This window comes from Pseudomonas fluorescens, assembly GCF_001623525.1.
GTDB lineage: Bacteria > Pseudomonadota > Gammaproteobacteria > Pseudomonadales > Pseudomonadaceae > Aquipseudomonas > Aquipseudomonas fluorescens_Q.
Genome location: NZ_CP015225.1, coordinates 464098 through 484311 on the forward strand (window position 1 = coordinate 464098; position 20214 = coordinate 484311).

General features: G+C 60.4%; 20 protein-coding genes and 3 pseudogenes. 11 read left to right on the forward strand and 12 right to left on the reverse strand.

The genetic code is table 11. The features are described from left to right. The first annotated feature begins 31 nt into the window (after nt 1–31). Nucleotides 32–823, forward strand: coding sequence for a helix-turn-helix domain-containing protein (locus TK06_RS01990; RefSeq protein WP_086936545.1), 792 nt, complete (start codon nt 32–34; stop codon nt 821–823). A gap of 162 nt (nt 824–985) precedes the next feature. On the opposite strand, the gene TK06_RS01995 is transcribed toward TK06_RS01990, so the two are convergent. Further along, nucleotides 986–2923, reverse strand: coding sequence for a M10 family metallopeptidase C-terminal domain-containing protein (locus TK06_RS01995; protein WP_238992580.1), 1938 nt, complete (start codon nt 2921–2923; stop codon nt 986–988). 209 nt (nt 2924–3132) lie between these two features. Between TK06_RS01995 and TK06_RS02000 the strand changes: the two genes are divergently transcribed. The 3 genes from TK06_RS02000 to TK06_RS02010 all read left to right on the forward strand — a co-directional run bounded on the left by TK06_RS02000 (nt 3133) and on the right by TK06_RS02010 (nt 7088). Further along, on the forward strand, nt 3133–3639 hold the full coding sequence (locus TK06_RS02000) for an RNA polymerase sigma factor (RefSeq protein ID WP_063320584.1): 507 nt from the start codon (nt 3133–3135) through the stop codon (nt 3637–3639). Continuing rightward, complete coding sequence (locus TK06_RS02005; protein ID WP_063320585.1) at nt 3636–4559, forward strand: FecR family protein; 924 nt, start codon at nt 3636–3638, stop codon at nt 4557–4559. Before TK06_RS02000 ends, TK06_RS02005 begins: the two co-directional genes overlap by 4 nt. A gap of 129 nt (nt 4560–4688) precedes the next feature. Continuing rightward, a complete protein-coding gene (locus tag TK06_RS02010) occupies nt 4689–7088 on the forward strand; it encodes a TonB-dependent receptor (protein WP_063320586.1) in 2400 nt (799 codons plus the stop codon). A gap of 135 nt (nt 7089–7223) precedes the next feature. Here the strand turns inward: TK06_RS02010 and cynR are convergent, their stop codons facing one another. Further along, complete coding sequence (cynR, locus tag TK06_RS02015) at nt 7224–8111, reverse strand: transcriptional regulator CynR (RefSeq protein WP_063320587.1); 888 nt, start codon at nt 8109–8111, stop codon at nt 7224–7226. Nucleotides 8112–8220: 109 nt separating this feature from the next. Here cynR and TK06_RS02020 point away from each other — a divergent pair, with 109 nt between their 5' ends. The 4 genes from TK06_RS02020 to TK06_RS02035 all read left to right on the forward strand — a co-directional run bounded on the left by TK06_RS02020 (nt 8221) and on the right by TK06_RS02035 (nt 10413). Then, a complete protein-coding gene (locus TK06_RS02020; protein ID WP_063320588.1) occupies nt 8221–8880 on the forward strand; it encodes a carbonic anhydrase in 660 nt (219 codons plus the stop codon). Nucleotides 8881–8919: 39 nt separating this feature from the next. Next, nucleotides 8920–9390 (forward strand): cyanase, encoded by a 471-nt coding sequence (gene cynS / locus TK06_RS02025; RefSeq protein WP_063320589.1) that lies wholly within the window; start codon nt 8920–8922, stop codon nt 9388–9390. Nucleotides 9391–9502: 112 nt separating this feature from the next. After that, a complete protein-coding gene (locus TK06_RS02030) occupies nt 9503–9757 on the forward strand; it encodes a DUF2790 domain-containing protein (RefSeq protein WP_063320590.1) in 255 nt (84 codons plus the stop codon). A gap of 218 nt (nt 9758–9975) precedes the next feature. Next, complete coding sequence (locus TK06_RS02035; protein WP_238992581.1) at nt 9976–10413, forward strand: ASCH domain-containing protein; 438 nt, start codon at nt 9976–9978, stop codon at nt 10411–10413. Nucleotides 10414–10689: 276 nt separating this feature from the next. Here TK06_RS02035 and TK06_RS33165 read toward each other — a convergent pair whose 3' ends face one another. Further along, nucleotides 10690–11274, reverse strand: coding sequence for an addiction module antidote protein (locus TK06_RS33165; RefSeq protein ID WP_086936546.1), 585 nt, complete (start codon nt 11272–11274; stop codon nt 10690–10692). A 157-nt stretch (nt 11275–11431) separates the two neighbouring features. Further along, nucleotides 11432–11704: a hypothetical protein gene (locus TK06_RS02045; protein WP_063320592.1), complete on the reverse strand. Its 273-nt coding sequence runs from the start codon at nt 11702–11704 to the stop codon at nt 11432–11434. A 341-nt stretch (nt 11705–12045) separates the two neighbouring features. Between TK06_RS02045 and TK06_RS02050 the strand changes: the two genes are divergently transcribed. Further along, nucleotides 12046–13005 carry a hypothetical protein gene (locus tag TK06_RS02050; protein WP_063320593.1) on the forward strand — a complete coding sequence of 320 codons (960 nt, stop codon included), beginning with the start codon at nt 12046–12048 and terminating at the stop codon, nt 13003–13005. Nucleotides 13006–13096: 91 nt separating this feature from the next. Further along, a pseudogene (locus tag TK06_RS02055) lies at nt 13097–13363 on the forward strand (pyridoxamine 5'-phosphate oxidase family protein); the annotation flags it as partial. Here TK06_RS02055 and TK06_RS32885 read toward each other — a convergent pair. Then, a pseudogene (locus TK06_RS32885) lies at nt 13359–13517 on the reverse strand (HIT family protein); the annotation flags it as partial. The pseudogenes TK06_RS02055 and TK06_RS32885 overlap by 5 nt on opposite strands. A 383-nt stretch (nt 13518–13900) precedes the next feature. Next, a complete protein-coding gene (locus TK06_RS02060) occupies nt 13901–14767 on the reverse strand; it encodes a LysR family transcriptional regulator (protein WP_063320594.1) in 867 nt (288 codons plus the stop codon). A 110-nt stretch (nt 14768–14877) separates the two neighbouring features. On the opposite strand from TK06_RS02060, the gene TK06_RS02065 reads away from it, so the two are divergent. After that, entirely contained in the window at nt 14878–15801 is a 924-nt protein-coding gene (locus TK06_RS02065) for a DMT family transporter (RefSeq protein WP_063320595.1), read from the forward strand. A 219-nt stretch (nt 15802–16020) separates the two neighbouring features. Here the strand turns inward: TK06_RS02065 and TK06_RS02070 are convergent, their stop codons facing one another. The 6 genes and pseudogenes from TK06_RS02070 to TK06_RS02090 all read right to left on the reverse strand — a co-directional run bounded on the left by TK06_RS02070 (nt 16021) and on the right by TK06_RS02090 (nt 20211). Beyond that, on the reverse strand, nt 16021–16563 hold the full coding sequence (locus TK06_RS02070) for a hypothetical protein (protein ID WP_063320596.1): 543 nt from the start codon (nt 16561–16563) through the stop codon (nt 16021–16023). Nucleotides 16564–16639: 76 nt separating this feature from the next. Beyond that, a pseudogene (locus TK06_RS30480) lies at nt 16640–16822 on the reverse strand (LuxR C-terminal-related transcriptional regulator); the annotation flags it as partial. 449 nt (nt 16823–17271) lie between these two features. Next, complete coding sequence (locus TK06_RS02075) at nt 17272–18345, reverse strand: protein-glutamate methylesterase/protein-glutamine glutaminase (RefSeq protein WP_063320597.1); 1074 nt, start codon at nt 18343–18345, stop codon at nt 17272–17274. A gap of 2 nt (nt 18346–18347) precedes the next feature. Further along, entirely contained in the window at nt 18348–18845 is a 498-nt protein-coding gene (gene cheD / locus TK06_RS02080; RefSeq protein ID WP_063320598.1) for a chemoreceptor glutamine deamidase CheD, read from the reverse strand. Next, on the reverse strand, nt 18842–19678 hold the full coding sequence (locus TK06_RS02085; RefSeq protein ID WP_063320599.1) for a CheR family methyltransferase: 837 nt from the start codon (nt 19676–19678) through the stop codon (nt 18842–18844). The genes cheD and TK06_RS02085 overlap by 4 nt, the downstream gene beginning before the upstream one ends. Further along, on the reverse strand, nt 19675–20211 hold the full coding sequence (locus tag TK06_RS02090; RefSeq protein ID WP_063320600.1) for a chemotaxis protein CheW: 537 nt from the start codon (nt 20209–20211) through the stop codon (nt 19675–19677). The genes TK06_RS02085 and TK06_RS02090 overlap by 4 nt, the downstream gene beginning before the upstream one ends. Between the last annotated feature and the right edge of the window lie 3 nt (nt 20212–20214).

Consider the following 20214-nt stretch of genomic DNA (forward strand, 5'->3'; position numbering starts at 1 on the left):
GTTACTAAAGTGATGCTTTAGGAGGTGTGAAGTGACGTCTGATCGATTAACGCGTGTGCCGGCCAGACAGGCGCTTGCGGACTTCATCCGCCAATGTCGCGAGCGCACGTCTCCAGAATCGCTTGGCCTACCGCAGGGGCGCCGCCGTCGAACCAGGGGCCTGCGTCGTGAAGAAGTCGCCGCGTTGGCGGGTGTCGGCTTGACCTGGTACACCTGGTTTGAGCAGGGACGCGACATCGCGGTATCGGACGACTTCCTCCAGCGATTGGCGCGAGGGCTTCGGCTCGACCGAGCCGAACGGGAGCACCTTTTTGCCCTGGCCGGCCGTGAGACATTTGCGGATGGGGCTGAAAGTGCTGAGCTTCCTCAGTCGCTCGTAAGGATGATCAATGCTCTCGATCAAGCCGCCTACATAATGGACAGCTCTTGGGATGTACTGGCCCATAACGAAGCGGCAAGGATCCTGTTTGAAGACTTCGCATTGCCGCGACCGAATATGATCCGCATCGTTTTCTTTTCCGACCACTACCGGCAAAAGATTCAAGACTGGCAGTTCGCCGCGAGGCTTGTCCTGCTCAAGGCGCGCCATGACTATCTGACGGGAGGGAAGAGCCCGATCCTAAAGTCCATCCTCAACGAGGTTCTTCAAGCCGTCCCACAAACGATGGAATGGTGGGATGACCCCGAAATCCTCCCCATCGGCGATACGGACATTACGCTGCGTGATGCACAGGGCCGTTGGCGAAGTTATCGCATCAATATCCTTGTCTCCAAGGACAGGCCCGGACTTCGCATCGCCTTCTACGATGAAAACGTAGCTTAGAGTGGAATGTACCGAACGGATCCCCTCTTTGAGCGAAGAGGTTCGCCACGGCTTCAGGGCCGCCCTCGCCAAGCTCACCATCATCACAAGAAGCGAGGACTCTGATAGCGCCTTAGACCGCTCGGGATGCGGCCCAAGGCAAGGAATAACCAGGTTTGCGTTCTACACCCATAAATCAGCCACTCCGACCAACTGAAAGACCTCCTCTGCCGGGGGCTCGGCGAAGATGATGTCCAAGTCACGGTAACCGGAGTGGTCCCCGACCAAGCTCAACTCGAATCGAGCCCCATCGGCGTCGGCTTCATAGCTCTTCAAGTAAGTCAGGTTCTTGGTTTCATTGAAAACCACGTCCAGCGTGCCGTTGTAGCCATTTCCCAGCCGGGTAAAGCCCAAGGCGGACAAATCGATGGTGTCTTCACCCACGGTGTAGTCAACCAGGCGATCAGTGTGGTTTTCGGTGGCGGTACGGTAGCTGTCGCTCAGTACGTCGAAGCGGAACACATCGTTGTTGCCGCCACCCGTCAATAGGTCCCGGCCCTCTGCGCCAACCAATACATCATTGCCTAGCGCTCCATAAAGGCGATCATCGCCCGCGAATCCTTCGATGATTTCGCCGCGAGCGTTGCCTTGTAAACGATCGGCCTCTTCGGTGCCCATCAGCCTGGCTGGCTGAAACAGGAGGTTGGTTTCATTCAGCGCTTGGCTCAAGTCACCGTCGAAGACCACTTCGAAGCGTTCCCCATCCGCGTTGGCATCGAAACTCTTGAGGTAGGTCCGCGTCCCGCTTTCATTGACTCGAATCGCCAGCGTTCCGTCATGTCCATTGCCCAGCCCGAGGAAGCCCAGGGAGGCGAGGTCGATCGTATCGGTGGTGGGGTCGAAGTCGGTGATGCGGTCGCTATGGGCCGCGGTTGCGGTTCGGTAACTGTCTGTGACTGACTGGTAGCGGAACGTATCGGCCCCGGCACCGCCCGTCAGCAGGTCACGACCTTGCTGGCCATCGAGCAGATCGTCACCGGCCCCGCCGAAGATCGCATCGTCGAACGAGGCGGTACCGAGCAAGAAGTCATCATCGCGGCCACCGTCAAGGTGGTAATAGCCGTCGTCGGGATTGCCAAAGCTGTGGTCCAGGCTGCCGTCGGGGTTCAACTGGACCAGGGCGGCCAGATAGCCGTCCGCGCTGGTACCTTGGCTTCCGCCAATCAACAGCTTGCCGTCGGCCAGTACGACCATGTCGGCTACGGCGAAAGGCGCGCTTTGCGAGCCCCAACTTACCCGACCCTGATTACCGAAACCGGTGTCGAGCGAGCCGTCGGCGTTGAGCCGGATGACGGTCGCCACGCCGCCCGAGGCGCCCGCCAGGAGGATTTTGCCGTCATCCTGGAGGACGAGGGCGTCTGCGTGAACATCCAGGGCCAGGCTGCCGCCGTTGGCAAAGCTGCTGTCCAGGGTACCGTCCTGGTTGAGGCGGGTCAGGGTATCCTGCCCCGTGACCAATACCTTCCCGTCTCCCTGCAGCGAAACGTCGATCGTGCGGCTGGGTTGAATGCCGACGGACGCTGGCAGGTGCAGGATCCCGGCCTCTGCGAAAGACGAGACCAAGGCCCCCGTCGCGTCGAAGCGGGCGATATAGATCTCCCCAGAGGGATACGCGGCGCTGGCGAAAAAACTGCCGTCGCGTTGCACGGAGAACGACGCTTGCTGGCCTAGAGAGTCATTCCAGTAGAAAGGCACTGTCGCGGTGCCGCCATTCCCGAAACTCGTATCGAGGCTGCCGTCAGCCAAGGTACGGCTTACGCCCGACACCCAGGTGTCGCCTACTTTCACGTATTGCGCCACCAGGTAACCCCCTCCCGGCTGCACCGCGGCATTACCGCCGTCCTCGATATCGAGCGCCACAGGCAGGAGGGATTTACCGTCGCCACTGAAGTGGCGGTCCAGGCTACCGTTGGCATTGAACCGGACCAGGCTGCCGGTGAAGCCTGAATCCTCTTCGCCGCCGAGTCCCAGGCGACTATAAGCGCCAAGCCAGATAGCACCGTCCGGATCGACCGTGATACCGCCGATTTTGTCCGAGCCCCACAAGGACGTGGCGACCATGCCTGTGTTCCCCACAGCTGAAGCGGCGGGCGAAATGCTCTGATTCATGTCCATGCCTCCGATAGCTATTCCGTCGCCAAAAACAATAGACAGGGTTCAGTCTGGTTGCCAGCAGCGGCGAGGATGTGGTCTTTCGCAGATGTCTCACTAATTGAAAGTCATTATCATTTGATATATTCTCGCGATTCTTCCTCGCTTGAGTCGCTTGCGTGTCCAGGCCATCCGATCCTCATTCCACCGACGGCCAGTTCGAGAGCCATTCGAGCGAGCTGCTGCACTTCCTCACACGGCAGGTGAAGTGCGCAGAACTGGCGGCCGACCTGCGCCAGGAGACTTGGCTGCGCTTTCGCAGGCGCGAATCCGGGCAGGAGATCGGCAACCTTCGTGCGTTCCTCTATCGCATCGCGCGCAACCTGATCATCGACTACCGCCGTCAGCAAAAATCCCGCCCCGTCGAGGAGGAGCTATCCATCGAATTGGTCAGTGCCCAGCCGGGTCCGGAGCGAGCGGCAAGCGACGCCCAGCGCCTGGAGCGACTGCAGCGCGTGGTCCAGGATTTGCCACCGCACCTGCGCCAGGCGTTGTTTTGGAATCGCCTGGACGGGCTGACCCAGCGTGAGATCGGCGAGCGCCTGGGTGTCTCGGAAAGCATGGCCGGACGCTATATCCTGAAGGCCCTCGAACACTGCCAGCAGCAGATGGACCCGCAGCCGTGACTCATCCTTCGCTTCTCGACCAGGCCCGACAATGGCAGGTGCTGCTGCATTCTGGCCGCGCCACCGCTGCCGATCGCGCTGCCGCGCAGGCCTGGCGCCAGGCGGCGCCCGAACACGAGCAGGCGTTGCGGGAGGTGGAAGGGCTGTGGTCGTTGCTCGGCCAGATAGAACGTCCGGCCGAGCAGCCCCAGGTGCGCGTGCTGCGTCGTCGTCGACTGTGGGCGGCTCCACTGGCCTGCGCCGCGATGCTGTTGCTCGCCCTGTGGCTACCGCGCGGCACCTGGATTGGCCTGTATGCCGACATCAGCACCCAACCGGGGGAGGTGCGCGAGGTGCGTTTGGCCGATGGTTCGCTGTTGACCCTCAACGGCGATTCGGCGCTGGACTGGCAGTTTATCGACGGTCGCCGCGAGGTCAGGCTGTACCGCGGCGAGGCGGATTTCCAGGTCGCCCATGACCCGGCTCGACCGTTCACTGTCAGGGCCGGCGAGGCGCGCATCCGCGTCACTGGCACGCGCTTCGATGTGCGTCTGGAGGAGGGCGGTGTCGACCTCGCGGTAAGCGAGGGCCGCGTGTTGGCCTCCAGCGAGGGAAGCGAACCGCTGCCCGTGGTCGGCGGGCAGCAGGTGCAGTGGCGCGGCGGGGCGCTGCAGGCGCCGCAGGCACTGGATGCGCGCCAGCGCTTGAGCTGGCAGCGCGGCAAGCTGGTGTTCCGCGACCAGCCGCTGGAGCAAGTGTTCGCCGAGCTTGAGCGCAGCCAGTCTGCGCGAGTGCTGTTTGTCGACGAAGCCGCTCGCCGGCTACAGGTGACCGGCGTGTTCGCCCTTGACGACCCACAGGCGGTGTTGAGCGCTGTGGAAACCACCTTGCCTGTGCGTCTGGTGCGCCTGCCGGGGTTGATCCTGGTCACGTCCCGCTGAGCCCCGCGCCGCGCCTGTACCTTCAAAAAAAGAAAATATTTAGGCGGCGATGGTTCAGAAATCATCGCCGCCTTCGTCTTCCGTTCCTGCAAATGCGACTTCTTCGTATTGAAAGCCAAGGACATCAGCATGCGGTCGACTTCCTTCCTCGCGGCGCTAGCCGTTCTTCCCCTGGCCATGGCCACCGCACAGGCGCAAGCCGTCGAGCTCGACGTGCCTGCCCAGCGGCTCGACGCGGCACTCACCGATTTCGCCGAGCAGGCCAACGTGCGGTTGCTCTATGACGCTGGCCTGACCCGTGGCAGCGCCATGGTGCCGGCACTCAAGGGCGACTATTCGGTGGTCGACGGCCTGCAGCGGTTGCTGGAGGGCAGCGGCCTGACCTTCCAGGCCGGCAATGACGGCACCATCACCCTGGTGCCACTGCCCGAGCAGGGCGTGCTGGAGCTGGGCCCGACCACTATCAGTGGGCTCGCCGAAGACCGTGTCGACCTGCCGGCCGAGTACGCCGGCGGGGAGGCGGCGCGCGGTGCGCGCATCGGCGTGCTGGGCAACCAGGACATGCAAGATGTGCCCTTCGCCTTCTCCAGCTACACCTCCGAGCTGATCGAGAAGCGCCAGGCGCAGACCCTGGCCGATGTGCTGGCCAGCGATCCGGGTGTGCGTCAGTCGTTCGGCTTCGGCAACTTCTCCCAGGTGTTCGTCGTGCGCGGGTTCCAGCTGTTCAGCGACGACATTGCCTTCAACGGCCTGTACGGCATTCTGCCGCGCCAGATCATCTCCACCGAGTCGGTCGAGCGGGTCGAGGTGTTCAAGGGGGCCAACGCCTTTGTCAATGGCGTATCGCCGTCGGGCAGCGGTGTCGGCGGGGCGATCAACGTGGTCTCCAAGCGTGCCGAGGACACCCCCACGCGCAGCGCCACCCTGGACTATGCCAGCGACAGTCGGGTAGGCGGGCACCTCGACCTGGGCCAGCGCTTCGGCGAGGACAACCGCTTCGGCGTGCGGGTGAACCTGGCCCAGCGCGAGGGCGAGACCGCGGTGGACGATGAGCACTCGCGCTTCAGCCTGGCCACCCTCGGGCTGGACTATCGCGGTGACCGTCTGCGCCTGTCCGCGGATCTCGGTTACCAGAAGCAACGGGTCAATGAGGGACGCTCGGTGGTCTACCTGACCACGACGGGGCCCACCAGCACACTCAACGGCAAGACGCCGTCGGCACCCGACGCCGACCACAACTACGCGCAACCCTGGAGCTGGTCGCAGCTCGAAGACACCTATGGCATGTTCAGCGCCGAGTACGACCTGTCGCCCACATGGACCGCCTACCTGAGCGCCGGCGGCAAATACACGCGGGAGAACGGCGTCTACGCCTCCAACTACGTCTATGGCGCGAATGGCGACGCCCGTATCGGCCGCCTCTATTCGCCGCTGGACCAGGAAACCCTCAGCGCCGTCACCGGGCTGCGCGGCGAACTCGCCACCGGGCCGGTCAGCCACCGCATCAACCTGGCCGCCAACGGTATCTGGCAGGAGAAGCGCAACGCGTTCGAGTCCACCGCGGCGGGCAGTCGCGGCTTCGGCAATCTGTATGACGGCCAACCCGTCGCCGAGCCGCCGGCCACCAGCGTCTCCGGCGACATTCACGACCCGGACACCACCGCCAAGGTGCAGAACCGTAGCCTGGCAGTCTCCGACACCCTGGGCTTGCTCGACGACCGCGTGCTGCTGACCCTGGGCCTGCGCCGCCAGTCCATCGGCGCCGACGCCTGGAACGCGGCCAGCGGTGCCCGCACCTCCAACTATCAGGAAAGCATCACCACGCCGGCCTATGGCCTGGTGATCAAACCCACCGAGTACCTGTCGCTCTATGCCAACCGCGTCGAGTCTCTGCAGCAGGGCCCGACCGCGCCCGTCGCCGCACTCAACAACGGCGAGATGTTCGCGCCTTATCGCTCCAAGCAGACCGAGATAGGCGCGAAGCTCGACTGGGGCACCTTCGGCGGCAGCCTCAGCCTGTTCCGCATCGAGCAGCCCCAGGGCGTGCTCGGCGGCGATGGCTACTACCGGGTGGATGCCGAGCAGCGCAATCGCGGCGTGGAACTGAGCCTGTTCGGCGAACCGCTGGACGGCCTGCGCCTGCTGAGCGGCGCCACTTGGACCAAAGCCGAACTCAGCGGCACCACCGGCGGTCGCGACGATGGTAACCAGGCGGTGGGGGTGCCGAAATTCCAGTTCAATCTGGGCGCCGACTGGGATGTGCCCGGCTTGCCCGGGGCGAGCCTGAACGGCCTGCTACTGCGCACCGGCGGCCAGTTCGTTGACAGCGCCAACGAATACAGCATCCCCGCCTGGACCCGCGTCGACCTGGGCGCGCGCTATCGGACGAAAATGGATGGCCGCGGGGTGACCTTCAACGCGATGCTGGAGAATGTTGCCGATGAGAACTACTGGGCCTCGGCTAATGGTGGTTATCTGACCCAAGGGGCGCCGCGTATGCTGAAGGTGTCGGCTACTGTTGATTTCTGAGGTTGTTGGCGATTAACGAGGTGCCGTCGCAAGTTGTGTGACCATGCTATAGGCGATTTCACTAGACCCTCCGAGAGGCTGCATTTGCGGCCTCTGTTGTTATTGATTTGATTGGAGTCTTGCGCGCTAGACAGATTACACGTTCAGTTGAATGGCTACCTCTTTAGCCACTTCGATGAAAACTCGCATCGCTGCGCTCTGAAAGGCATCCTTGCGCCGCATCAGGACGGCGGTGCGTTGCAAGCGCTCGGGCTCCAGTGCGATAGCCACCAGATCATCATGGGCCAACGCGATTTTGGCAGGCAATAAAGTCGATAGATTTGTCCTGCGAACAATTTCGATCACGGCGCCGAGGGCATTAGCCTCCATCTGCACCTGAGGGTGAATCGCGTGTGTGCGGAAGTAGCGGTCGATTTGTTCGCGGGTTGCAAACTCTGGACTGAGCAGAATCAGGGACTCAGCATTCAGGTCCTGCAATCCAATGGACCGCTCCTCGGCCAAGCGGTGTTGGCGACTCACCACCAAAGCGAGGGTTTCGTTCAGCAAAGGGATGGCATCAATGTTCGGTGTATTTATTTCATCGAACGCGATCCCCGCGTCCAACTCGCCTGCCAAAAGCAGCTCCTCAATACGCTCTTGGGAAATCTCCTTCAGGTTGAGAGTGATTTTAGGATACCGGGAGTGAAATGCTTTGATCACCGGCCCTACCAGATAGGTCGTGAACGTCGGCGTCACGGCCAGGCGCAATGAGCCGCGGGTGAGGTCGCTCACATCATGGATGGCGCTTTTGGCTTCCCGCAATTGCTGATAAGCGCGGCGCGCATACAGAAGATAGACGTCTCCCGCGTCAGTCAAACGGGTTGTGCGTCCTGAGCGGTCGAACAACTGGGCTCCAAGGCTCTCTTCCAACTGCCTCACCTGCTGCGAAAGGGCTGGCTGAGAGACGTGCAGCGCCGCTGCGGCCTTCGTAAAACTGAGATGTTCCGCAACCGCGAGGAAATATTGGACGTGTCGAGCAAGCATGGTTTTTACCATAAGGTAATCTGATCTATCTCATAATAAATGAGACTTTTACCTTATGTAACGCGTTGCTTAGTCTTTGTTTCACACCCGCGACATTGAGACAGCAACCATGAAAGCGATCATCGACGGTTTTCTGAAATTCCAAAAAAACGCCTTCCCTGAACGGGCCAAATTGTTCAAGGACCTGGCGAATCAGCAGAGCCCGAGAGCGCTGTTCATCTCCTGTTCTGATAGCCGCTTGGTGCCGGAGCTGGTCACCCAGCGCGAGCCAGGCGATCTGTTTGTCATTCGAAATGCCGGCAACATCGTGCCGTCGTATGGGCCAGAGCCGGGCGGCGTTTCGGCCTCGGTTGAATACGCAGTCGCCGCACTTCAGGTCGCAGACATCGTCGTATGCGGCCACTCCGACTGCGGCGCGATGACCGCCGTGGCAACTTGCAAGTGCCTGGATCACATGCCTGCCGTTGCCGGATGGCTCCGTTACGCCGACTCGGCCAAGGTCGTTAACGAAGCCCGCAAACACCCGGATCTGCCGAGCAAAGTAGCGTCCATGGTGCGCGAAAACGTCATCGCGCAGTTGGCCAACATCCAGACACACCCATCCGTTCGCCTGGCTCTCGAAGAAGGCCGCCTGACCCTGCATGGTTGGGTCTATGACATCGAGAGCGGGCGTATCGACGCCTTTGATGGCAGTACCGGGATCTTCGTGTCCCTCGCAGAGAACCCCGAAGTTCACGCCGTTTCCCAACACGCCAGGCACGTTGCCTGAAGCCCGTACCTGCACCCTTGCTAACCCAGGAGATACGCCATGATCCAGACTCAAGCCACCCGCACTGCTCGCCAGGAGCTGACTGAAACCATCATTTTGGCCAAGGCTCGCAAAGACCTGTCCTTCGCCGAAATCGTTGACGGCACCGGCTTGTCCGAAGCCTTCGTCACTGCTGCCTTGCTCGGCCAGCATCCGCTGCCTGCCAGCGCCGCCAATGTCGTGGGCAGGAAACTCGACCTCGATGCTGATCAGATCGCCTTGCTGCAATCGATGCCAATTCGCGGCAGCTTTTTTGACGGCGTACCGTCCGACCCGACCATCTACCGTTTCTACGAGATGATTTCGGTATACGGCACCACCCTCAAAGCTCTGGTTCACGAAAAGTTCGGCGACGGCATCATCAGTGCCATCAACTTCAAGCTGGACATCAAGAAAGTCGAAGATCCGGAGGGCGGCCATCGCGCCGTGATCACCCTGGACGGCAAGTACCTGCCTACCAAGCCTTTCTGATGTAAGTCAGCCCGGCGTCTGGCGGCGACCGGGCTACACCCAAAACCTTTATTACGACTGAGCACAAATTGAATGCTTTGGCCTTCTCACGCCCTCATTACAGGTGATTGCTATGAAACTGTTACTCGTTTTATTCCTGGGCTGCCTTGGCTCTGTCGCCATGGCTGGTGAACAGGATACTCAGGCGGCGCAAGTTAGGGTCGAGCCCTATCGTTACTCTCAGAACCTGGATATCGCGCACATTGTGGCGATGACTCCAATACCCAATATCTGCGACGTAGTGCCGGTGCGGATGACTTACGACGACTCCAAGGGCGATCGGCACATCATGGAGTACCAGGTTATAGGTACTGGCTGTACCAATTGACTCCTCTGCCGTCGACTCACCTGGCGCTCGATCACTCGGCGCCGGGGGAGGGGGCTCAAACATCCGCCGACCCCTGTGCTTTTTGAGGGTAATATCCTTCGCGACTTGCGCCACGCGCCACGCTTGCTGCTTCTACTCGTACGGTATTCTGGAGAAAGGAACAGATTTGTTTTTCTGATAAAAAATCTGTTTCCTTTTTTGCAGGTGAATTCAAAATCGTGGCCTGTCTCCAGCTTCACGTTATCCCTTTCGAAAAAGCGGTTCAGTCGTACGCTGACTTTCAGGAGAGATCCATCAAAGCCTTATCAATAGTTCGACCCAGTGGTGGTCGAATCGCGTCTGGCGAGAAAACACTTGAAGTTCGTCGTTGGCATCCAGATCTAGATCCCGCCGAGGATCTGCTGATTGTCGAAAACAAACGATTTCTCCACGCCGAGGGAGACGAAGATGCTGACGGTATAGCCGTTGCAATCGTACGCGTTAAAGTCGTGCGTCCTTTCGTCCTGGCTGACATGGAAGCAGCCTGTGCAAGCTATTTTGAAGAGGGCTGGCTAGCCTGGGAGCTGAGTCACGTGAGGCCAGTCGCACACCCTGCCATTGTCCGCGCGGCAAGGGGGATCTACGAGGTAGATTTTCTTCTTCCAGGCAAGTACTGAAATATGAGCAGGTTGTGTTCGCGCAGATGCGATGCTGGACCACTACGCAGCGGCAAACGGGCGGCAGTGAACATGAGTCTCATCCAGTCAGCACGCGAAGGAAAAAGAGGACCAGGTAAGCCCCAATTCTTTGAGGCTCACAGGGATGACGCAATCAGGAAGTAGCCATAACGATGATTTTGGTTGTTGAAGGTATCAGCGCCAGCGGGAAAACCACATGGTGCACCAAGCATGGAGGTCAACGTGTCATCCCTTGAAAAAAAGAAAGGGGCTGATTTATTTGCTTGAAAATAGTTCCGTTCCCTTATCGGTCCCTCGTTTGTTATTTGTATTGCCAACACCGGGCAGGCTTGGAGTTCTTTCCGATGTGGCAGGTTTGACCGCAGCTGATTTTCTCGCAGCAGGTTTCGCGTCTGTTTTAGCCGCCGGTACGGCTGGTTTTTTCGCAGCGGATTTTGCTGTAGGTTTTGATGCAGCGACCGGTGGTTTTCCAGCTTTTGGAGCCGCAGCTTTGGAAGCCACCGCTAATGTTTTAATCGGTTGTACCGTGAGATCCACACCCATCGCGGTCATCAATTTCCTGATGGTTTCAAAACGCGTTTTTGCTCCAGATTTCAGCACCTTATAAAGGCTTTCACGATTAACTCCGGCATCTTTGGCGACTTTATTGACACCTTTAGCTTTTGCGACCTCGGCCAACGCATGAATAAGACTCTCTGTGTCATCGGCTTTCATACTTTCAGCCAGATAAGCCGCTATAGCTTCTGGGGTATCGAGAAAACGCGAAGCCTCGTAACGAGTCGTACCGGTAGTGCCGAGGCTAAGGACCGGCATATCCTCAGGATTGAATTTGTCGCTCATGTCATTGACCTCTCAGGGCATCAAGAATCACTTTGGCTCTCTTAATGCCTCGTCTTTGATCTGTTTATCGCTGATGGTGTCGCTCTGGCTGGCAGTAGGCGCTATTTGTATGCTGCAGTTGCGTGAAAACGGGCGCTCTCAGGCGCCCGTCGTTCCATTAGTTTTCGACCTGCGCCTGAAGTCGCCTACCAATCACCTCCAGCAAGTCACACCCATCCCGCAGCGGAATCACCAAAAGCTGCGCGAAATCCGAAAGCACCACCGTATCGCTGGCAATCTCGGAGCGAAACGCGATGTTTTCCAATACCTGGGTCACGGTACGGATACGGTAATCGGCAGTTGCGTGCAGGACGTCAAGGGGGGCTTGGGTGTCGATAAGCAGGGCGGCTGGGGTGCAGTCGATGCCGGTGATGGGGATGTATCTCTGCATGGGATTGCTCCATTTGGTTAGAGGGCTTATCCGATACGCAGGTCGCCAAACCTGATCACCATGGTTGGCGACGGAAAGAACTATAGATTTGCGCCCCCAAGACGAACAAGGTGAGAGATTCCGAGGCCTTCGTAGGAATCATGAGAATTCTCCGAGGAAACGAACCGACGTGATCCATTTCTGTAGGAGCAGTTACTCACACCGCAGAAAACCCCACCCCAACCCCGAGGCCGCGACATCCGGTATCCTGCGCCTCTGGAACACCATCCCGGCCCGAGGCGTTCCAATCGTCATCCTGGCCTCTCGAACAGCCTGCAAAGCAACGCACCAGGAGGCATGCAATGTTGATAGGACATCGGTTCGAGCGCACGGCGCAGGGTGACCTGCACATCCATTCGCGCAACGTGGTGCAGAGCTTGGTCGTGTTGGTGATAGGGGCGTTGGCCTTTATCTTGCCAATGGCGTTCGCCGTGTTCGTGATGGTTGACGGGGCCTCGTTGATGGCTGAGGTGGATCCACTGTCCGCTCTATTGATGGTGCTGCTGTGGCTGCTGATTCCTGCCCTTGGCCTGCTGCTGGTGGTGTACACCGGCGTCCACGAGACGTTGGTGTTGTCGCGGGTCGACGGCGAAGGCAAGCGCCTGACCCGTAACTTTTTCGGGCGTCGCGAGCGTGTGCAATCGGCCTTCCGGATCGAGGCTGCCAAATCCCTCGAACTGCGCCGCCTCCCGCAGGCTGGGCGAGCTCGCACCCAGCTGTGGCTGATACTGCGCGATGGCACCGCGCACCGCCTGACCACCGACAACGTTCCGGTGGTGCCGGGCAGTCAACGCACGGACTTGTGGCTGCGGGAGCTGGCCGACTACCTGGGCGTGGCGTTGCCCACCGAGGTCGTCGAGGGGGCGGCGCCGGTTGTGAAGGTGCCCTATAGGCCAACTCCGGCCCCTAGCAGCGGCAAGGCAGTAAGGGCAGCCCGTCAGCGCCGGGAAAAGGGCGATGCTGCTACGCCTGAGCCGACCGAGAAACTGGGCGTGCCCGCACGTGCCTTGCTCACGCTGTTGGGCGCCTTCTTTGCGGTGCTGGAGCTGACTAACGTCATGACCTTGGTGCCGGCCATTTTTACCGGACGGCTGCGCGTCAGTGGCTTTCGAACGGGCTCGACGACGTTCTATTGGGCCGAACAGCCGCTCAGTTTTTCCTTCAACTTACTGGTGGGTGTCGCCGAGGGCGTGATCGTCGGCTTTATTGCCTGGGGTTGCTTGCGCGTGGCGATCCAGGGGCGCATGAGCTCCAAGACCTGAAAGCGGTCGATTCGGGCGTCGTTGGGTCGGAAGGTTGAGAGGGCGCGGCGCAACTGAATGCGATTTTTAAACAGCTACAGAGGAGATGAGCATGGAACGCCAGAACGACAGCAGCGCCTACATCACCACCACCACCCAGGCGCTGGAAAGCCTCTACGGCCCCGTCGCGACACCCTCGATCCTCAAGGAAGTCGACCATATCCATCCGGTTTACCAGCCCTTCATCGAGGCGGCATCCTTTGTGATCCTCGCTTCCTCAGGCCCCGGAGGGCTGGATGCGTCTCCGAGGGGCGACGCGCCGGGGTTCGTTCATGTCCATGACAGCAAGACGCTGTATCTGCCCGACCGCCCGGGCCACCCAGTTCCGCTAGCGCCGGGGCGGGTAATTGGGTCAATGAGTTCACATGAGCCTTGGCGCCGAGCATGAGGTAGCCGGGTAGGGCGGACGCCAGGTGATGGTTGACTGTCCAATGGTTCGTTTCATGGAGGATAAACGGTGGTGCTAGTTCCAAAGCTGACTCCCTGTCGTAGTGCGGTCAGGACCGCTCCTTCAACTATGTACCATTTTTCAGCCGTGCGCTGACAGGCGAGGCGGGTAAGGACCCGTGGCGAGGGAGCTTGCTCCCGCTGGGCTGCGCAGCAGCCCTAAAACCTACCCCGCGGTGCATCAGGCAGAACGCGTTCAGCTTGGTTGGGGTCGCTTCGCAACCCAGCGGGAGCAAGCTCCCTCGCCACGGGGTTTTGTGTTGTCCGGGCACCGAGGTGAAAGCTTTAGGGCCGCTTCGCGGCCCAACGGGGATAAATCCCCTCGCCACAGGGATGCATAAGAGTGCACAAGGATGGTCAGCGGGATGCCGTTCAGTGCAGTTCAATGGCTTTTGTGGCGAGGTTGTAACTAACCTTCGAACTCCGCCTGCAACATCGCTAGAAACGCTTCCCTGGCAGGATGCCGGCCAGCGTTTTCATGCCAGTAGAAAAGGTTATCGATGCCTGTCAGCTCCGGGAACTCATACCCTGTCCAGCCAGCCCCCTGGCGGTATTGCTCATAGATCCCACGCGGCACCAGCGAGACGCCGGCGCCGGCACTGACGCAGCCGACGATGGCGCCATAACTGGCGATGCTGATGATCGGTTGCACTTGGTCATGGCGCAGCAACCACTGCTCCAGGGCAAAGCGGTACGGGCAGCCTGGGGGCCACATGAAGATCGCCTTACCTTGCAGGTCTGCGGCATTGCGCAAGGGGCCGTGGGATTCGGAGGCGATGAGCATCAGGTCTTCGCGGTACATTACGGCGCGCTTGAGCCCCGGCCGTTCCACGTCGACCGCCACGATCACACCGTCGAGCCGGTGGTGCTGGGTATCGTCCAGTAACTGCGCCCAAGTCCCCGTGCTCAGTTCCAGCGACACCTGAGGATACTGCGCGTGATATTTGGCCAATAACTGCGGTAGGCGCCCCGTGGCGCTGGATTCGATGGCGCCTATGCGCAACGGTCCGCTTGGCGTGTGGCTGGGGTTTACCGCGCGGCGGGCTTCTTCCGTCAGGCCGAGGATTTTTGTCGCATAACCCAGGAACACCTCGCCCGCCGGGCTGACCCGCAAGCCGCGGCCTTCGCGGAAAAACAACGGTGTACCCAACTCCCGCTCCAGGGATTTGAGTCGTGCCGTGATGTTGGACGGTACGCAGTGCAGCACTTCGGCGGCGCGGGCGATGCTGCCGGTGTCGCAGACGGTCTTGAACATGCGCAGTTGGGACAGTTCCATAACTCACCCAAAGTGAATGGTTGGCTGAGTTTAAGTCACTTGTATTGAGAGTGGGTGGTTTTGATACTTCAGGGTAAATCGACCAGACGCCCAGTGCGCAGGAACTCTGAATGGAAACCCGTTGTGTGCCGTTTGAGGGCTTGAAGAACCCCAGCAGACCCCGCGTAAAAGTGATCCTGGCGACCACGTTCGTGATTCTTTGTTGGGCCTATTCGCCCGTTGGTATTCGCATCGGCTTGCAGGCCTACGAACCGGGTCAACTGGCGTTGATGCGGTTTCTCATCGCTTCGGTGTTCATGGCCGTCGTCGCGATGGCGAAGGGTATTTCCTGGCCGCGTCTCGGGGATTTACCGTTGCTGGCGGTATTGGGTTTCTTTGCCGTGAGTCTGCACCACATCGCCCTCAACTACGGCCAACGGGGCGTCAGTGCCGCGGCGGCGAGTGTGTTGGCCCAGTCCACGCCGTTGTTCAGCACATTGCTTGCGCATTTTGTCTTCAAGGAAAGAGTCGGCGCTTGGCAATGGGGCTGTGTCCTGTGCGGCTTGCTTGGCGCAGCCGTGGTCGTCACGGGGGATCGAGGCTTGGGTGACATGGACGCCCATGGACTGTTGATCCTGCTGGCGGCGCTGTCCTGGAGTGTGTATTTCGCTTTGCAGAAGCACCATACCCATCGTTACGAAGGCTTGACCCTGGTTTGTTACACCGTCTGGTCGGGCACACTTCTGTTGTTCATTTTCGCGCCGGGCATGTTGAGCGCGGCGCGACAGGCTTCGGCTTCGGTGAACCTGGCGGTGTTGGTTCTCGGTATTTTCCCCAGCGCGCTGGCGTACCTCGCCTGGGCGTACGTGCTGGCCCACAGCGACGTGAGCCGCGCTTCCATGGCGCTTTACCTGATACCGCCCACGGCGATGTTGATGGCTTGTCTGGTCCTGGCCGAACGCCCAGCGACGATGGTGATTGTTGGGGCGGTTATCGTGTTGGCGAGTGTGCTTGCGTTGAATTTCGGGCCGGTGAGTGTGGCGAAAGTCGGCTGATTCTGTAGCGGATGTAGGCAATGATGTTCGATGCTGTCCTGTTTAGGGCTGCTGCGCAGCCCAGCGGGAGCGAGCTCCCTCGCCACGGTTCGATCATTCCCACGCTCCCGCGTGGGAACGCCACCAGGGACGCTCTGCGTTCCGCCCTTGGCATGTGACGCAGAGCGTCACGGGATGCATTCCCATGCGGAGCGTGGGGACAATCAACGTACCGCCACCTTATTTTTTAACCTGATAATCCTGGCCCCACACGCGCACGGTGTCGATTTTCTCGTTCAACCCTTCAAACACAAACTTCTGCCGCACGGCTGTCTTCGGCGGAATGGTGACTTCATCCGGGTTTTCAAACCCTGCGAGCTTGTTGGCGTAACCGGCCTGGTCGATGGCGAGCAGGGCGCCTGTCTGGCCGAGGTTGATCAGGCGCAGTTGCGTGTCAGTGCTGTTCTTGAAGCCGAGGGTGACGCTGAAGGTGTCGTCAACGGGCTCCAGCTTCAGGACTTCGATGGAGACGCGGTCTTTCAGTTGCTCGTTGGAGGAAATGATCGCCGCGCCGTCGGCGCCCTGGGCCGACTCGCGGCCATCGAGCACGCCTTCGCTGACGCCGCCCAACAGGTTCTTGCCGGCGGTAATGAAGCTTGAGACGGCTGCCTTGGTCGAGTCCTTGATGAGGCTGCCGTCGGTTGGCTCGCCTTCGGCGAAGCACAGCGAGCTGAGCAAAAGGCTGGAGACGAAGAGGGTGGAGCGTGACGGCAGAAGGTTCATACCTGAGTCCTTGAGGGGGGCAGCGACATCGCCCGACAACAGGGCGAACGGCAATGATAGCCGTGATCATGGGCTGCTAGCGATCGGCTTCCTTGAGTTTTTCCGACATCTTCACCAGCGTTGCCAACGAGTCCGCATTCATCTTGCGCATCAACGACCCGCGGCGCACTTTCACGGTCACCTCGCTCAAGCCCAGTCGGGCGGCCACCTGCTTGTTCAACAGCCCTGACACGACCAGCTCCATCACCTCGCGCTCGCCGTCAGTCGGAGAGAGAACTTCGCGGTATGGCTTTAACTTTTTTCGCCTATTGAAAGTTGTGCGACGAGGGAAGGCGTTCGTCTGATCCGTATTTTTCTGCGCCAGGTGCCTCTGTAATGACCCCGGGCCCAGCCCCAGAATAATCACGCGGCGGGCCTATCGGGCTACCCGTGTACTGCAATTTTTTGGTCCAGGAGTGCTCATGGCGAAGATGGCGATTTTTTTAGGTGGGTTTTTGGCACTGACTCTTTTGATCGGCGTGCTGGCGACGATTTCGCCCGTGTAGGCACATGCTGCTGAAGCGCCTGTGGCGACAAGCCCACTGCGGTCGATCATTCCCACGCTCTGCGTGGGCATGCATCCCGTGACGCTCTGCGTCACTTTCCAGAAAGCGGAGCGTGGGGAGCGATCATTCACCTGATCAAGCTCCACTGTAGGGACGGTCGTTGTTACCGATGCAAGATCACCTGCGCAATCTCCTGCAACCCCATCACCCGTTGCGCCGCATTGAGTTTGATCGCTTCCTTGGGCATGCCGAAGACCACGCAACTGGCTTCGTCCTGGGCCACGGTGGTGCTGCCGGCGTCGAGCATTTCCTTCAGGCCGCGGGCGCCGTCGTCGCCCATGCCGGTCATGATGATGCCGGTGGCGTTGCGGCCGGCGAATTTGGCCACGGAGCGGAACAGCACATCCACCGAAGGGCGGTGGCGGTTGACCAGTGGGCCATCCACCACCTGCACGTGATAGAACGCGCCGCTGCGGGTCACCATCATGTGTTTGCCGCCTGGTGCGATGAGTGCCAGGCCCGGGTGGATGCGGTCGTTGTTGCGGGCCTCGCGCACTTCGATCTGGCACAGGCTGTTCAGCCGGGCGGCGAACGAGGCGGTGAATTTTTCCGGCATGTGCTGGACGATGACGATGCCCGGGCACACTCGCGGCAGGGCGGTGAGCACCGCTTCCAGGGCCTGGGTACCACCGGTGGAGGTGCCCAGGGCGACGATGCGTTCGGTGGTCTGTGCCATGGCGTGGCCGTTGGCGGCGGGCAGCATGGCGTCGGCGGTGAGTTTGGTCGCGGGCGTCAGCGCGATCGGGGCGGGACGCTTGCCCAGGTTGTGCACGTTGACCTGGGCGGCGGCACGGATCGCCGACACCAGTTCCGGCGCCGACTCCAACAGAAAGTTCTTCAGGCCGGTGGTGGGCTTGGTGATGATTTCCACCGCGCCAGCGGCCATCGCCTGCAAGGTGGTTTCCGCGCCCCGGGGCGTCAGGGACGAGCAGATCACCACCGGAGTGGGGCGCTCGCTCATGATTTTTTTCAGGAACGTGATGCCGTCCATGCGCGGCATTTCCACGTCCAGCACGATCACGTCGGGCCATTCCTTGGCCAGTTTGTCCATGGCGAAAATCGGGTCGGACGCCGCGCCCATGACGTGGATGTCCGGTGTGTCGCTGAGGATCGCCAGCAACACCTGGCGAACCACCGCAGAGTCATCCACCAGCAGTACATTGATCTTTTTTGACATAGTCAGTGCCGGGTCCTTATAGGTTGGTGCCTGACCCATACATCGCCGCTGCAAAGGTCGAAGATGATGCTTCGGTGGCCGGTGCTACCCATGTCCTGGGCGATCAGGTCCAGGCGGTAGAGGGCAGCGATTTCCAGCGCCGCATTGACGTTCAACCGCGCCACATCGCCGTAGGGCACATGGCGTTGCAGTTCGGGGAACATCTCGCCGCCGCCGAACAGCTTGAGTTGATAGTCCTCGGGTTCGGTGTGATGGGCCCTGGCCTGACGGATGAACAGCTCAATGGCTTCATCGGCGTATAGGCCGTTCAAGGCCTTGGAGCAACGCACCCGACTGGGCAGCATGAAGTGGCACATGCCGCCGATCTTGCGTTCGGGGTGCCACAGCGTGATCGCCACGCAAGAGCCGAGAATCGTGCGCAGGCGGGTCGGGCAAGTGGCAAAGCGAAACTCCCCCGGCGCCAGGTACACCTCGGCCACTGCCCTCATTGCGGTGTTCATGGCTTGCGATAAATCGAAGGGGCCACCAGTTTCAACGCATCGGACACACCGTTGAGACTCTCCGAGTGGCTGACGATGAAATACCCGCCGGGCTTGAGTCGGGGGATCAAGCGGGCGACCACTTTGCTTTTGGTGGGTTGGTCGAAATAGATCATGACGTTGCGCAGGAAGATCACATCGAACTCCCCCAGCTCCGGCAAGGTGTCGTTGAGGTTGACCTGGATGAAGTTGACCCGGTTGCGCAACGCCCGGTCGATGAGGAACGTGCCTTGCTGGCTACCGGTGCCCTTGAGGCAATATTTCACCAGCAGCGGCTGAGGCAGGGTGCGGGCGCGTTCCATCGGGTAATGCCCGGAGCGCGCCTTGGCCAGTACCTGGCTGCTGATGTCCGAACCGATCACTTCCCAAGGCGTGGTGCCCAGCCCTTCGGCCAGGGTCATGGCCAGGCTGTAGGGCTCTTCCCCGGAAGAGCTGGCCGCGCTCCACAGGCGGAAGGTCTTGCCCGGCGTTGCGTGGGGCAGTACGTGTTGGCGCAGGAAATCGAAATGTTTGGGCTCGCGGAAAAAGTAGGTCTCGTTGGTCGTCAGCAGGTCCAGCGCCACTTGTAACTCATCGGTGCGCTGGCCGTTCATGATCAGCTTGAAATACTCGCCATAACTGTCCAGCCCATAGTGCTTGAGGCGCTTGAACAAACGCCCGGCCACCAGGGCTTTCTTGGCCTCGGACAGGCTGATGCCGGCGGCCTGGTACAGCCAGGACTGGAACTGGCCGAACTCTCGGTCACTGAGCGCCAGCGCGTTCGCCGTGCGTTCCTTGCAGGTATCGGCGTTCACGGGGCATCCACTTCCAGCGCGTTCGGGCTGGCTTCGGCGAGTTGGGACATTTCGTCGATGGACAACACGCGGTCCACCTCCAGTACGATGACGAACTTGCCATCGACCTTGGCCATGCCACTGATGAAATCGGCCCGGATCTTCGCGCCGAAGCTCGGTGGCGGCTCGATCTGCGAGGCCGGGATTTCCAGCACCGCCGACACCGTGTCCACCAGCAGGCCAATGTCCTGGGCCTGGCCGTCGGCGCTGGACGCCTCGATGATCACCACGCACGAGCGCCGGCTGATCGCCGAATTCGGCCGGCCGAAACGGGCCGACAAGTCCACCACCGGCACGACGGCACCGCGCAGGTTGATCACCCCGCGCACGAACGTCGGCATCATCGGCACCACGGTCAGGTTGCCGTATTCGATGATTTCCTTGATGCACAGGATGCCGATGGCAAACATCTCCGTGCCGAGCATAAACGTCAGGTATTGCGCTTCTTCCTCGACCGCGATGGCGGTTTGACGTGTGGTCGCGATGGCGCCCATTGC